Source organism: Niabella drilacis (assembly GCF_900101395.1).
Classification (GTDB): domain Bacteria; phylum Bacteroidota; class Bacteroidia; order Chitinophagales; family Chitinophagaceae; genus Niabella; species Niabella drilacis.
The window spans coordinates 1-13,498 of record NZ_FMZO01000037.1 but is presented as its reverse complement, the minus strand read 5'-3'; the positions used below and the strand labels follow the sequence as shown (position 1 = coordinate 13,498).

General features: G+C 49.8%; 10 protein-coding genes and 1 pseudogene. 5 read left to right on the top strand and 6 right to left on the bottom strand.

Features of this window, described 5'->3' with window-relative positions; all coding sequences use genetic code 11:
• The 5 genes from BLS44_RS26740 to BLS44_RS26395 all read left to right on the top strand — a co-directional run.
• The coding region (locus tag BLS44_RS26740) for a phage baseplate assembly protein V (RefSeq protein WP_245729454.1) at positions 1 to 602 on the top strand (602 nt) is incomplete at its 5' end.
• Positions 592 to 1,455, top strand: a complete 864-nt coding sequence (locus BLS44_RS25975) for a hypothetical protein (RefSeq protein WP_090393684.1) — start codon at positions 592 to 594, stop codon at positions 1,453 to 1,455. The genes BLS44_RS26740 and BLS44_RS25975, both read left to right, overlap by 11 nt.
• Positions 1,452 to 1,835, top strand: a complete 384-nt coding sequence (locus tag BLS44_RS25970) for a DUF4280 domain-containing protein (RefSeq protein ID WP_090393683.1) — start codon at positions 1,452 to 1,454, stop codon at positions 1,833 to 1,835. Before BLS44_RS25975 ends, BLS44_RS25970 begins: the two co-directional genes overlap by 4 nt.
• Before the next feature lie 11 nt (positions 1,836 to 1,846).
• A complete protein-coding gene (locus tag BLS44_RS25965) occupies positions 1,847 to 3,901 on the top strand; it encodes a hypothetical protein (RefSeq protein ID WP_090393682.1) in 2,055 nt (684 codons plus the stop codon).
• A gap of 589 nt (positions 3,902 to 4,490) precedes the next feature.
• On the top strand, positions 4,491 to 4,904 hold the full coding sequence (locus BLS44_RS26395; RefSeq protein WP_143019948.1) for a hypothetical protein: 414 nt from the start codon (positions 4,491 to 4,493) through the stop codon (positions 4,902 to 4,904).
• A gap of 72 nt (positions 4,905 to 4,976) precedes the next feature.
• Here BLS44_RS26395 and BLS44_RS25955 read toward each other — a convergent pair whose 3' ends face one another.
• The 6 genes and pseudogenes from BLS44_RS25955 to BLS44_RS25930 all read right to left on the bottom strand — a co-directional run bounded on the left by BLS44_RS25955 (position 4,977) and on the right by BLS44_RS25930 (position 13,435).
• On the bottom strand, positions 4,977 to 6,569 hold the full coding sequence (locus BLS44_RS25955) for a solute:sodium symporter family transporter (protein ID WP_090393680.1): 1,593 nt from the start codon (positions 6,567 to 6,569) through the stop codon (positions 4,977 to 4,979).
• Positions 6,570 to 6,588: 19 nt separating this feature from the next.
• Complete coding sequence (locus BLS44_RS25950) at positions 6,589 to 8,565, bottom strand: glucosidase family protein (protein ID WP_090393679.1); 1,977 nt, start codon at positions 8,563 to 8,565, stop codon at positions 6,589 to 6,591.
• Positions 8,566 to 8,596: 31 nt separating this feature from the next.
• Positions 8,597 to 9,604 carry a GntR family transcriptional regulator gene (locus BLS44_RS25945; RefSeq protein WP_090393678.1) on the bottom strand — a complete coding sequence of 336 codons (1,008 nt, stop codon included), beginning with the start codon at positions 9,602 to 9,604 and terminating at the stop codon, positions 8,597 to 8,599.
• A 35-nt stretch (positions 9,605 to 9,639) separates the two neighbouring features.
• A complete protein-coding gene (locus BLS44_RS25940; RefSeq protein ID WP_090393677.1) occupies positions 9,640 to 11,100 on the bottom strand; it encodes a hypothetical protein in 1,461 nt (486 codons plus the stop codon).
• Positions 11,101 to 11,160: 60 nt separating this feature from the next.
• Positions 11,161 to 12,192 carry a hypothetical protein gene (locus BLS44_RS25935; protein ID WP_143019947.1) on the bottom strand — a complete coding sequence of 344 codons (1,032 nt, stop codon included), beginning with the start codon at positions 12,190 to 12,192 and terminating at the stop codon, positions 11,161 to 11,163.
• 143 nt (positions 12,193 to 12,335) lie between these two features.
• Positions 12,336 to 13,435, bottom strand: a pseudogene (locus BLS44_RS25930) (IS630 family transposase).
• Positions 13,436 to 13,498 lie beyond the last annotated feature (63 nt).

Below are 13,498 nucleotides of genomic sequence, written 5' to 3'. Positions count from 1 at the left end.
CTCATGGGGGTGGGGAGAAGGGTCATTTTTTTATACCGGAGATCGGGGAGGAGGTGCTTGTGGGTTTTGAGAGTGAGAGTGCGACGAAGCCGTATGTGATCGGGACGGTGTATCACGGGAGTGCGAACACGCATTTCAGCAATGCGGGCAATGATCTGAAAGTGATCCGCACGCGGAGTGGTCATACGGTGGAGTTCAGTGATGCGGGGGCCGGTACGCATATTATCATCAAAGATCCCGGGGGTAACGAGATCTACCTGGATACGACGGGAAAGAACATCACCATCACCGCCCCCGAAACCATGACCTTTAATGCTACCAATATGCGGATGAACATCAAAAAAAATATGAGAGTTGATGTAGGGGAAGACCTGGTAACCACCATCGGAAGGGATAAACAGGAAACCATCGGGGAGCGGAGCATGAAAAGATCAGCGGACAGTGAAGAACTGGTGACGGGAAACCGGAAAGTACGGGCCGGAAAAAGAATGGAGACCATCGGAAGCGAGGTGCTGCTGCACAGCAGTAGTGGCGGGATGCTGATTGATGCTACCGATAAATTAACCCTGCAAAGCAAAAACCGGATCAACTATGGAGAATAACAGCACCCGTAAGAAGAATGAACCCCGTGTGCAAATACGGCCCAGGGAAGGGAAAAGGAAGTATGAACTGAGGATCGGGTCTTCATTGCATACCATATCCGTAACAGAACAGGCAGACATTTATTTGGAAGTGACGCTCTGCTGTTCCCCCGCCCACGCTGACGGGATCGTTTACACAGTATGTTTTTCACGCCCGCGGTTTGGCATAGATGCTACATATAACAAGGAACAATGGGTGTACACGAAGATCTTTGACATCCACCGCAACCTGGTATTCCGCGCCGACAAATGGGGTAAAATAAAAGATGTACTTAACCGCGAGGAAGTCCTGGCTGCCTGGGAAAAAACCCGACAGGATCTGTCTGACAGCGCATTTGGCAAAGACGCCGGGTTGCTTCAGAAGATCGCAATATTCGGGGCGCAATTAAGGACCGATCTGGCTGCCGTATACCGGAATGATCTTTTCTTTCAATGGCTCTGCAATGATCTGTATGGCACTTACGAGGGCGCCGGGGCGCCAAGGACCACCGGTAAGCGGGTCGCCGGTTTGATAGGAGCCGCTGATATTGCCATACAGGAAGAGAAGCAGGTATTGTTTGCTGAAGACGCCAAGACCATGATCGAAGTATGCGGCACCCTGGCCCCCCGGAAAATAAATATTAAAAGACTGAATCACGATCTTTTTCTGCAGGTGGGTGCAACCGGGTCCGGGAACCTTCATTTTTCTTATGCCGGGCACTACCTGTTTACGGACCGGTCTGGTTTTTTTGATCAGGCGGCTCTGTCGGTAAGTGCAGTTATCGACGGTATCTATAACCGCAGAATGATTTACGCTTTAAATACCATTTTATGAAGAACCGTAATTATGTTATTGACGGAGGAAGGGTCAGGTGCAGCCTCGGCACTGCCATTGGGAAGATCAAAGTGAGCTCCCAGCAAAAAGTATATATCGGAGGTAAACTGAAGATGACCGACCAGGATACCAGCCTCATCCTTCCCTGCGGCACCTGCAGCCGAAGCAGCCCGCCACCGCCCTGTACGCCGCAGTTGCAGCGCTGGAAAAATACCAGTAAGAAAGTGACCATGGGGGACAAAAAGTTTGTAATGGATGATTCCTATACGCAATGCAGCTTCGGGGGAATTCTGACGATCCAGCAGCATGCGCAGGAAGCAAGTGTACAGCTAACGGCTTTCCTGGCCGGCTCTCTTCCGGGGCTTTCAGGAATGCATTAAAATCAACAGTTATGGGTAAGATCGTTCGCAATTCAGCAAACGGGATCCCGGTGCTTCCGGCCCCGTTAAAGAGCCCTGCTGGTCTTGAGAGCCGGCCGCCAGCGGATCACACGTATCACTATAACCCGGTCAGGAGCCTTGTTTCCACCGGGCAGGAGCCGTTCGACCAGGAGGGTACCCCTTTTTTTCAGGGCTATATCATTTTCTGCAACGGGTACCTGAGCGACCCCGTAAAGAACATCGGGGCCAACGTTAATGCCATCATGGACACAAACCCCGACCAGGACCGGTGGTATATGCTTAAAGGGGCCAATGCCGATGAGCAGGATCGCGCAAATGATGAAGATATTTTCACTCCCGCTGAGCTGAATGCGCGGATCCCTGCTGCGCAGCGGCAGGATCCCCAACAGGCCGACAATATCATGCAGCAGCACAGGGGCGGTTTTACCAAACAAAACCTCCGGGAAGCCATTCTTGGGAAAGATCTTCGTTCTGTTTTTGCATATGGGCAGGCAGAATGGTCCTGGGGGTACTGGAACATGAAATCCAACCAGTATAGCGGAACCAATACCTATGCCAGCTATTTCAATGCCCAGGGCAATGAATACTTCATTAACGGATCGCATGGTCTGGGATCGGATGCCGCACATCGGATTGACCACGGTATACTGCTGGGATACCGATGGGCGGCAGCTTCATGGGGGATCCTCGACCGGCAAAGCTTTGAGGCCATCAGTGATGCCGCGTTCAAAGAGGTCTTAAAAAGCTACACGCCTCCCTATCGCCCCGTTACCATTGTGGGCCATAGCCAGGGCAGTGCCTGTGCTGCAGGCGTGGTGCTGGGTATTTTAAACTATGCGGCAAAGCTGAACTGGGAGCAGATACCGGTAAATATCCTCTTCCTGGGATCGCACCAGCCGGTAAACCTGACCGGGGAAGAATACAAGAACCTCCTGCGGTGGAAAAAGGATTACCTGCAAATCGATAAGTCGGTGCTGACCTTTTTTAAGAAAGATCCGTCAAAAAATACAACTTCCTTTATCGATGGCCTGGCCGATTTTTTCAATGAGGACTACGATAAACTACGGCATGAAGAAGGTATTTATGAGCACCTGAAAAAAATAACGGGAGACTGGAATGCGTATAAACGAAGGGCTGTGCAGTTCGATTTTACCAATGACCGCGGGGATCCGGTAACGCGTTGCGGCGATATACCGGAAATAGACAGCGCCTGTGACCCCCGCGGAGACTGGACCCTCCTTAGTTTTGAAGTATATCCCCTTGGGACCGACCTTAAGGCAACTGTACCGGGCATAGCCCATAAAAAACAGATCCCCGTTTATGATGTGGATGGGCATACGTTGCTGGGCAACCTGCTGCTGCCGCCCTTTATTGCCAACCGGCGGATCGAGTTCGACGATTGGGAAGAACAGGTATGGACGGATTATGAAACCCTGGCAAAAGATTATGCCCGGTCTTTTTTAAGGTACCTGGAACTAAAGCGATATTATCTCCAGAAATACGGGGAGGTCTTTGACCCGTACCGGGGACGTACAGCCGTGGCCTCGCCGGATGCAACGATGCATGGGCTTTATGCAAAAGAAATGACCGTCGTCAGGAGTTCATTAAGGCAACTCTACGGGCGTTTCTTTTCAACAACGGCTGTTGCCCTCAGCCAGGACGCCCGTTTTGCTGTTTCTTATAATTATATAGCCGCATTAATGGATTATGCCGCCCTGCAGGAGGCCGATCTGTATGCTCATTTCAGCCCGGTGCCGCTGCTCACCAATAAAAAGATCCTGGACGACTGGAACTATGAAGGGGATACCATTGGGGTTAAGACAAATATCTGGGAGCGGATAGTAAAGGTGGGGGGAGATAAGTTTTATAGGGTGGAGAAAAGGTATGACGAAAGTGATAAGTGGGGACGTTATATTTATTATCGGGTTGATATGAAATATGATTTGACTGCTGTTGAAGTACTAACTGAAGAATGTGAAAAGTTTATTTTAACAAATATTGCTAATACGGAATATATCAATAGTGTCATTAAATATAGGAAGTAATATGAATTCAAAGTACACGCTTGTCTTGTTGCTTGTCTTAAGCCTCAAAATTTGTTGTTCACATAAAAAAGGAACTATGATGCCATTTAAATACAGCCTAGAAACAATACCCGGAACTGAGAAGTACGAGGTGAAAATGCTTTCGGAAAATGAACAAATACCATATCGAAAATTTTTGTATGATACTATTGCTAACACTGTTATTCTCTTGACAAACAGATTTTGTAAAATTTCCCATAGTGGAAGTATTATTGATACTACATTGGTTGAATCAATGGGATTATATAATAATGGAATTGTAGATAAGAATGGTGGATATATAAGTGAATGGATTATTAATAATGATACTGGATTTGTTAAGCCCGAATATATCCCCTCACCCCAAGGTGAAAGTGCATTTAAGGCTTTTGATGAAGATTATCATAAAGCGAAATATTATATGCGGCCCCCTGGGGGATATCCTATCTTCAAAATCAATGGGAAATGGATTACATACGGTCTTCCTTTTAATACTGAGTTGAATAAGTATTTTGCTACAGAGGAGTGCAAGAAAAAATACCCTCTTAAGCCCTCAAACCGCTTTGTTTCTATGCAGGAGATCGGACCGGATTTTGGAGTGGCCCCCCAAAAGCGGGATACCAGCTTGCTGAAAAGCCTGGGCTATGCAGCTGTGGATAAGGAAACAGAAGACTGGGGCATTACCCGGCATCGTTATTCGGCTGGTTTTTACAATATGGAACTGTACCTGCCGGGTGGTGACACGCTCCGGTTCCGCCATTTCGGGGCACTGGGCATTAACCTGGAACTGTTCCGGGTTCCCAAAGAATACGGTGGAAGAGACGATGTGTTCTTTATTGCACAGGATCCCAATCCCCTGTATCCGGATCTTTCCACCGGGGGCGTTTATGTAATACGCCCCCGGTATCTTCCGGAAGACAAACCGCGCCGGTCCGGCCGGCTGAGCGCGCTATTGCAGGCAACAGGAAAGAACGATCATCGCTGAGGACGGGCATTACAGCGGTGCCAGGCCCCGGATCAGAAAATTGAAACTGGCCGCCCTGTATGGATAATTGTTTCAGGATTTTACCAGCCCCACCGGGGAAAAGAGTATGAACAGCAATATAGCGGCGATCACAAGCGCCAGCCCGACAATACGCCGGTACTTCCAGGGCTGTACAGCCACCTTATTGTTTTGCTTTAACTCAAAGGGTACGGGCATGGGTTTCCACCGGCCGATCAGGAGCATGAGCAGGGTGGTGATCACAAACAGGATCGCCAGCACATGAAGAAAATGTAACGGACAGTCAAAGAATAGTTGGGTACACCCATAGCTTATGATAAAAAAGAAGAGCCCGGCCCGGGCAGCCAGCGGCGGCACCCTTTTGGTAAGAAATCCTACCAGCATTATGGTGAAGATAGGCACGCTGAACAGCCCGCCGATCTTCTGAAGCCAGGTATAGAATCCCCCGGTGGCAAACAGGATAAAAGGGGCGATCGTCATGGCGATAATGGACACCAGCACCTGGAACTTTTTGGCGGTGCGTACCGGGTTGTGCCTGCCGGAAGGCTGCCTTCTTCCGGCGGTCAGCGGCTTGTAAATGTTCAGCACGAAGAGCGAGGCCGCACCGTTAAGCCCTGCAATAAAAGTGGTGATCGTAGCACCAAATAACAATGCTGCCAGGTATCCGGAATAGGCCGGAGGCGACACGTCACCGGCCAGTTTTGAAAATACGGTGGAGGTATTGGGCAGCGCTGTATACAGATGGGCAGCAATGACGCCGGGAATATTCAGCAGCAGCGGAAGCATCAGTTTGCCCAGGGCGGCCAGTGCGATTCCTTTCTGGCAGGTGGCCAGGTCTTTGGACGCCAGCGCCTGCTGAACAATGTATTGCTCGGTGCCCCAGTAATACAGGTTCACCAGCAGCATACCGGTAAAGATCGTACCAAAGGGAATGGCATCGCCGGGTTGCCCGATGCTGTTCAGGTGTTCGGTCTTTGAAGACAATAGGGTATGCAACCCTGCCTGCCAGCTGCCTGCGCCCAGGTAGCGCAATGCAAAATAGGGGAGCAGCAATCCGCCGGTAAACAATGCGAAGCCGAGCACCGTATCAGAAACCGTAAGCGCTCTCAGGCCACCCAGCAAGGCATACAGCGTTCCCAGTATCCCGATGGCCCATACCAGCAGCCACACCGTTGCCTGCTGGCCGATGCCCAGATGCCCCGAAATATCAAACAGCCCGTCGAATGCTACTGCGCTGCCATAAAGCACAGCCGGCAGCAGGTTTACGATATAGTTGGCCAGGAAAAGAAGAGAGACGATCGACTTGACGGACCGGTCGTACCGCAGTTCCAGGAAATCGGGGGTGGTTGCGATCCCCGTCCGGAGGTAGATGGGGATGACCAGTTCGGACACCAGCTGCATAGCCAGCACCGAAGTAATGCCCCAGGCCATCACGCTCATATTATTGACATAGCTGAGCTCGTTCTCACCAATAAAGGATGCGGTATTGATATTGGTAAATAACAGTCCGCAGCCAACCGCCGCAAAGCCGAGTTTCCGGTTGGCAAAGAACAGGGCATTCAATGTTCCCGTTTTTTCCTTTCTTGTTTTGAACCAGGAAAACAAAACAACGGCAAGAATGATGATGATAAAACTGGCCAGTATCATGGAAGCAGCCGGGGCCGGTTTAAGGGAGTTTGATGTTTAAAGGCGTTTTACCATCCCACCAGAAATTGAGCCCGCTCCGGCCTTCTTCCTTTACTGTAATGCGGTACTTCCCCGAAGCCCGCTGTACCTGCAGGTCGAATTTTGTATGGAAGGCATCGATGTTTTTAAGGGAGAGCCGGTCCCATTTTTTGGGGAGCCGGGGGCTGATGGAAAAGGACCGGAAGCCGGTAGGATCAAAGCCGATCAGCCCTTCCACAAGGGCCCGGCAATAAAGGCCGCTTTCGGCTGAAAGATGGCGCTGGTTGCCCTCCGGCCAGGCTTCAATGGCATAGGGCACATGCGCACCCAGCAAACGGCTGCCGGAATAAAAAGAAAGATAGGCTATGGCCGTATCAGTGGCGCCTGCCTTGAATAAGCCCCGGAATGCATAGAGGGTAGACCGGTCCCAATACGTGCTGGATCCCGACTCGGTGAGCAGGCCATTGGACGACCATAACTTTGGAGAGAGCAGGGCCGCCTGTGTCTGATCTTTCCGGTCATAAATGCCCATCACCAGCGGCAGGCATATCCAGGAGCGGAGCTTGTCATTCCCTTCGTAATACTTATACGTTTGATAGCCCTCCACGGCGCCGCCAAAATATTGCTCCATATGCTGCCTCAGCTCCCGGGCTTCCTGCTGCCATTCCGCAGCCGTCTTTGTTTTGCCCAGCGCCGTTGCCAGTCGTGATCCGTATAAAAAAGCGCCGTAGGCCAGGGAATTGGTAGAAAGATTCACCTTCCCTGCGGGGAAGCGGCCTTCCAGCTCATCCGACTGGGAGGCGATTACCCCGTCGGCCGTTTTCTTGCGCAGCAGGTAGGTATTGCACCATTCGATCAGGGGCCAGAGCGTTGCGGCCTCAATGGTATCGCCACTGGTTAACGCAAACTGGGAGGCGCCATAGCCGATCATGGCCTGATCGCCCCGGTCGCCGGCACCGTTCCAGTAACCGGCTCCCTCTGCAATAATGGAGCTGGGAATGGGGGTGTAGGAGGGATTCATGTAACCGGCAAAGAGCCGGTAACTGTTGCGGGCCGATTCCATACCGGCTGCATTGCCCAGGTAAGCGAAGAACGGGTTGATATACTCCGCCTGGTCATTGGCCCAGATCGCAGCATAGTATTCCCCGCCACCCGGGCCATGCATCAGTCCTTCTTTTGTTTCATAAATACTTTCAGCCGCCCGGATCTTTGCAAAAGCAAACATCCGGTTGATCACCGGGTCCGGGGTTTGCAGTACCAGCCGGTTCTCAAGCTCACGGACCAGCGCCTGTCTTTTTTCCAACTCGTAGGTTGCGGCATAATAACAGGGGTCTTCAAATTTTTTCCTTGCCGATATCACGATCCAGAAATGACGGGCCTCCCGCGGCTGAAGGGTCATGAGCCCGCCGTTGTATAGCTTTGTATGAATGACATAGGAACCATATACCCCTTTCTTTTCATCCGTAACGATGTTACTGTCGATGAGGGGGATGTTTACCGAAACCGGCGCCGGGCCCTGGTTCCGGATGATATATGACTCTACATAAGCCGCATGATCTGTGGAAGGGAATAGGGTTCGTTCCAGCAGGATGTCTTTGGAGAGTGTACCGGTCGTTTGCAGATAGCCGTGTATCAAAAAGCTGCGGGGTGTTTCGGTGACCCTTTTCCCGTTGATGGTAATGGAATCAGTGATATTGCCGCTGAATTCCCTGACCAGGTTACCACGGGTGTCGTTGGGGATCGTGCGTAACATCGGGAATACCAGTTTCCGACTCAGGTATGCAGCCCCCGACGGCTGAACGCCATAGCGCACGATGGCGGAAAGCTGCTTGCCGCTCATCTCCATATGGTCATTGTGGGTTTGCCCGGGCTGAACGGTCCATTGAATGCTGCCGTCGTTATTCAGTGTCCAGTAACGTTGTTGTGCAAACAGGGTAAGGCCGGAAAGTAACAGCGCCGGCAATAGTAATTGTTTCATGATGGCAGGAATCGTTTGATGAAAAATAGTTTTAAAGGGTATTTCTCCGGGTGAGCGTAGTAGGTATGGTGGCCTGGATGGGCTCATTGGTCAGAATGGCCTTAGCCGCCATGGTGCCCATCAATGCAAAGTCGGCAGAGTAAGTGGTAATGCCTACAAACTCTTTGGCCGGTTCATCATTGTGCGAGAGGATACCCACATCCCTGCCGGGTTTGAATTTTTTTACCTTACATTCTTTCAGGATCTCCCACATGGCAAAGTTATCCAGTGTAAAATAGACCTTTCCTTTTTCGACGGTGCCGGGTACGAACTCCCGGAGCAAAGTGCCGTTGATCCTGTATTTTTTTATGAATTTCCGAAAAGAGGTTACGATCTCTTTGGGGTCCAGGGAATCAGGTGAATGATAAAAAATAAATTCGTCAAAGGTGCGGATCTCGTTTACCAGCTGTTCAAATACCAGGTAAGAAGAACGTTCGAATTCCTGGGTGATATGGTTAAAAACGCCGTCGATCGGTTCATAACGGTCAAACATCAGCAACTGGTTGCGTGCAATGGTATTGAGCAGCTCTTTGGACCGGGGATGCGGGATGGGCGCGATCACATACATACCAAACTGCCGCCGGATCCGCTGGAGGATGGTTTCAAATATCTCAATGTTTCCATGATGAAAGAATACCTGCAGGTTGATGCCCTCACCCAGCGTTTTGCGGAAGTTCCGGTAAAACTGTTCCTCAAAGCTATCAAGATTATACATGAGCAGGGCCACTTTTAGCAATTGCTGGGTACTTCCACTGGCCACAAAGTATCCCAGGCGGTTCCGCGATTCCACGATGCCCCGGCTGATCAGCTCCCGGTAGCCCCGGATGATCGTTTCTCTTGAAAAACCCAGGGAGCGGATCATCATATTCACCGAAGGCAGCGTATCGCCCGGGGATAAGATCTTTTCATTAATCGTATTGATCACACCCTGTACGATCCGGTCGTGCTTGGAGTAGGAACTGACCTGTTCCAGTTCGGTGATCTTGTCAAATACTGTCATTATTCACGAGCCTTTTTCAGGTGGTTTAAATTGATTTAGAAAATAACTGCCGTCACTTTTTCCCGGGGAGCAACAGCAATATCCGTATAAAAAAACGGCTGCCCGGTCACAGTTGTTTGCTGAACCGCTTTTTTGTTTTTCCCGTTGACCCGGATCGGTCGACCTGTTCCGTGAAAACACGCCCGCCAGTGGATCACCGAGGGGCCTTCGTTAACAAAAGTGCTGCCCTTATTCCAGTGCCGGATACCGATGCGCGACGATAATACAGGAAGATCGCGCAGCTCACAGGTATCGCCGGAGGGGCGGTTGTACAGCGTGGCAACGCTGTGCCTGCGTGCATCCACGCTCACCCCCATAATGCCCTGCACCAGCCCCTCAACCACGCCAAAGGACACTTCGGGGTAATCATGCCGTTCCGTGGCAGGATTGGACAGGAATAAAATGTTCTGGTATGCCTGTGCTCCATATCCGTAGCGCGCCAGCTGGTAGGGCAGGTAAGACCGGTTTTCGACATTCCATTTTGAACGGAGCAGGTGCTGTATCGTATGCCGGATGCGGCTGCTGTCGGTTAATGCATTGTACCAAAGCAGGTAGGTTTCTCCCTCACCGCTTCCAAACCCTCCCTGGCCGGAGTAATAGGTGTGATACCGGCTGGTAGTATCATTCCACCAGGCGGCTTCCAGCTGCTTCCGGTAGGCTTCTGCCTTTTGCCGGAATAAAACAGCCCTTTGTTCCTGTTTCCACAATACGTTCATCTCTGCATAGCTCATCAATCCCCTGTAGATCGCCGCTACCAGATCGATACCCATCTTTACATTGTGTATGGCCTCGTAATAAGAGGGCAGGCCCCTGCAACGGTGGAAATAATCTGTATTGTTAAAAGGCACCGGCGCGTTCAGGTAAACAGGGCGCGTTAACAAAGAATCTACCTGCAGCTTCCACCGTTCCAGGTAACGGGTTGCTGTAAGGTCAAAGAAATTTTTGAATGCAGGAGCTGTTATATAACGGGTGTCCCCGGTCCACAGATACATCCGCCAGCAGGCATGAATGAGCTCAAAATTAGCATTCAGGTTGTACCAGAATTCCCGGTCATTGCGGTAGTCTTCAGGCGCCGGCCGTCCATCCCGGTTCATCTCCCAATAAGTACACCAGTCTTTGCTTTCTGAAATATTGGATACAAAGCGGGTGAATATATTGCTATTTTCAGCGCTCATGCCCAGCACTTCGGCAGGGATGCACTGGTGCGATACATCCCGGATGCAAAAAGCATTGCGTGAAGGTAATGCTGCCTCATACCAGGGACCCACGGGGTCCGAAGGGTTGCCCCTGTAACTGAGCGCCATTTTTTTTGCACGATAAAAAGCATTTTGCAATGCTGTATCCGAAGAACGGAATTCAATGGAAGTGGATTGGGCTTCTGCCTGAACGAGCCCGCAGAGCAGAACAAAAAACAGGATCAATCCGTCCCTTATCCTTTTTGATAAATCCTTTGTCATCGGCTATTTTTTGTTATGTGCAAATTTATTGTTTATACAAGTATCAATTTGGCTCCTGTTTTAAGGACAACCATTCACGGCCGTTTCCCGTACTGTGCAGCCTAAAAGTGCTTCCGGTCCGATGCCCAGGTAAGCCGGACTGCTGCCGGTATTGGAAACCCGGCCTGAAATAAAATCCCGGTACCAGTCCATCCAGGGAAAGGTATAATGATACAGTTCCGCCGCGTGTACCGAAAAGCCACCCGCTTTTTCAGGAAGGTTCAATCCCTTTTCCTGGTAAAAGTTTTCGCCTACGGTATGCAGCCATTCGTGTACCCATACGCCGGGGTCACTTGTTTTGTACTGATTGATCGTTGCTGTGATATCGGCGCCCGGATCCAATTTGACGGTTACGTAGCCTGTTTTCATGGCTTCCGCGATGGGGTTGGTCCTGGCCAGTCCGAAATAATTACCCGGAAAACCGCAGGGGCCTTCCTTTTCGCGCCAGAACACGAATACACAGTCGTACACGCCGGGCTGTATCTGCGGCGTCAGCGCCGCAATGGTAGCGGGTTCCACCGTATACCCGCTGTTTCCTTTCGTAAGGGTAACAGGTGCCGTGATGTCTTTGCGCTCCACCTCCCATTTCATGGTTCCCCAGGCATATTTTTCAAAATGTTCCTTCAGGCTCCAGGTAAAAAAATGATAACCGGCATCCAGATCCGCCGTAGAAAAATGAGTACTGCAGTCGCCGGTTGCTGTGTTCCCCCGGGTTTCATATAACCCGATCCACAGGGCCTTCCAGGTTTTGGGCACCGGCTTGTCTGCTGTAGTAAAAGCGACAGCCGTATTGGCTGCCGCCGTAAGGGTCTTCCGCAGATAGGTCCCCGAATTTTTCAGGGCCACCCCCATGGTATGATGACCCGCAGAAAGATTGACGGTGCCCGGCGCCGTTTTGCCGGTATACTTTCCGTCGATATAAAGGTATCCCGCTTCGCTTCCCGGTGTGGATATGGTTACGGGAACCAGGCCGGGGAGCGAAGGGGCATTGTCCTTTTTACAGGCGGGCAGCAAAGACATGACAACTGCCAGGGTGTAAAAAATGGATTTCATATTGCTGTTTGTATGCGCTGTCATAAAGCCTGCTGATAAGGCATCCTGTATAAAAATTTTCATCGTGCTGAACGCAGCCGGTGGAGCGCTCGATCTTTTTGAATGCTCCTTACTTTTATGGTACTATTGTTGTGACAATTTAGTTATGAAACGTAATGTTTTGATAACTTTTTGTCAGCGTCTTGTCTTGTAAACTTCCATTCGATAGTGCATTTATTTTCGTTTCTCTCTTTTGTCCATTTTTCTAAGTCTTCTGCGAGTTTTTCTTTGCTTTCAATTCTTGTACCGGTACATTGTCTGTCCATTATATTGATTTCTATTTCTGCCATGTTAAGCCAACTGGCATGCTTGGGGGTATAGATAAACCGCAGTTTTTTCATCAGCCTTTCTGTTTCCTGTTTGCCAAAAGTTTCAATTAACGATCCCTCAAAATGGGTGTTAAGATTGTCCATTACCAACTGAATATACTCGGATTTGGAAAAATGCTCGTCAACCAAATCCAAAACAAAATAAGCAAAATCCCGCTTCGTCCTTGTATCGGTAACTTTGGTGTACCGCATGCCCTCTTTGGGTACTATTGCCATAAAAATGTTACAAGTGCCCTTCCTTTTGTATTCATAATCGTATTTCTCAAGGCTTCCCGGGCGTGCCGCTATGGGTTTTCTATTGTCTGCTAATAGCTGCTTGCTTTTCTCATCCATGCAAACTAACGGATGGAGAGGATCATAACCCTCTTTATACAAATCCAATAGACGATACATCCGTTTTCTGTATTCCGGAGTTATTTGCTGTATACACCACATTTTCTTTAACCAAGGTTTACATTCATTTTTTTTAACGCCAATCTTACTGATTCTCTGTTGATGGTCTCAAAACCGCGTTTTGATTGTATTTCCTTTGTCAGTAACCGTACTGTCCAACGCTTCCTTCCGTCGGGACAAGGGCCACAGGCCAATGCCGCTAACTCCGTTTCATGGTCGGTTGTGTATTTAGCCGGTTGGCCACTACGCGCATCTTCTTCCAATGCCTTTTCTATACCTTCTTCTAAATAACGCTTTTTCGTTCGCCATATCGTTACCCGATCTACATCCAGAAAATCTTCTATCTCCGTATTCTTTTTTCCCTTATTTAGCAGCAACAAAATATTGATCCGATTATAACGGCGTAAACTTGAATCGCCTGATCGCTTTTGCTCATCTAAATAGGAAAGTTCCTTTGCGCTTAACTTTACTTGTGTTGACATAATAATGGGGTTGTTCAACACAAATATAAACAATGTTTCTAAATTAAATTGTCGTAACACTAG

What these genes read in the sequence shown, in the direction of transcription:
- BLS44_RS25975 (WP_090393684.1), top strand. Translation starts at nt 592, where the DNA reads ATGGAGAATAACAGCACCCGTAAGAAGAATGAACCCCGTGTGCAAATA.
- BLS44_RS25970 (WP_090393683.1), top strand. Translation starts at nt 1,452, where the DNA reads ATGAAGAACCGTAATTATGTTATTGACGGAGGAAGGGTCAGGTGCAGC.
- BLS44_RS25965 (WP_090393682.1), top strand. Translation starts at nt 1,847, where the DNA reads ATGGGTAAGATCGTTCGCAATTCAGCAAACGGGATCCCGGTGCTTCCG.
- BLS44_RS26395 (WP_143019948.1), top strand. Translation starts at nt 4,491, where the DNA reads ATGCAGGAGATCGGACCGGATTTTGGAGTGGCCCCCCAAAAGCGGGAT.
- BLS44_RS25955 (WP_090393680.1), bottom strand. Translation starts at nt 6,569, where the DNA reads ATGATACTGGCCAGTTTTATCATCATCATTCTTGCCGTTGTTTTGTTT.
- BLS44_RS25950 (WP_090393679.1), bottom strand. Translation starts at nt 8,565, where the DNA reads ATGAAACAATTACTATTGCCGGCGCTGTTACTTTCCGGCCTTACCCTG.
- BLS44_RS25945 (WP_090393678.1), bottom strand. Translation starts at nt 9,604, where the DNA reads ATGACAGTATTTGACAAGATCACCGAACTGGAACAGGTCAGTTCCTAC.
- BLS44_RS25940 (WP_090393677.1), bottom strand. Translation starts at nt 11,100, where the DNA reads ATGACAAAGGATTTATCAAAAAGGATAAGGGACGGATTGATCCTGTTT.
- BLS44_RS25935 (WP_143019947.1), bottom strand. Translation starts at nt 12,192, where the DNA reads ATGAAATCCATTTTTTACACCCTGGCAGTTGTCATGTCTTTGCTGCCC.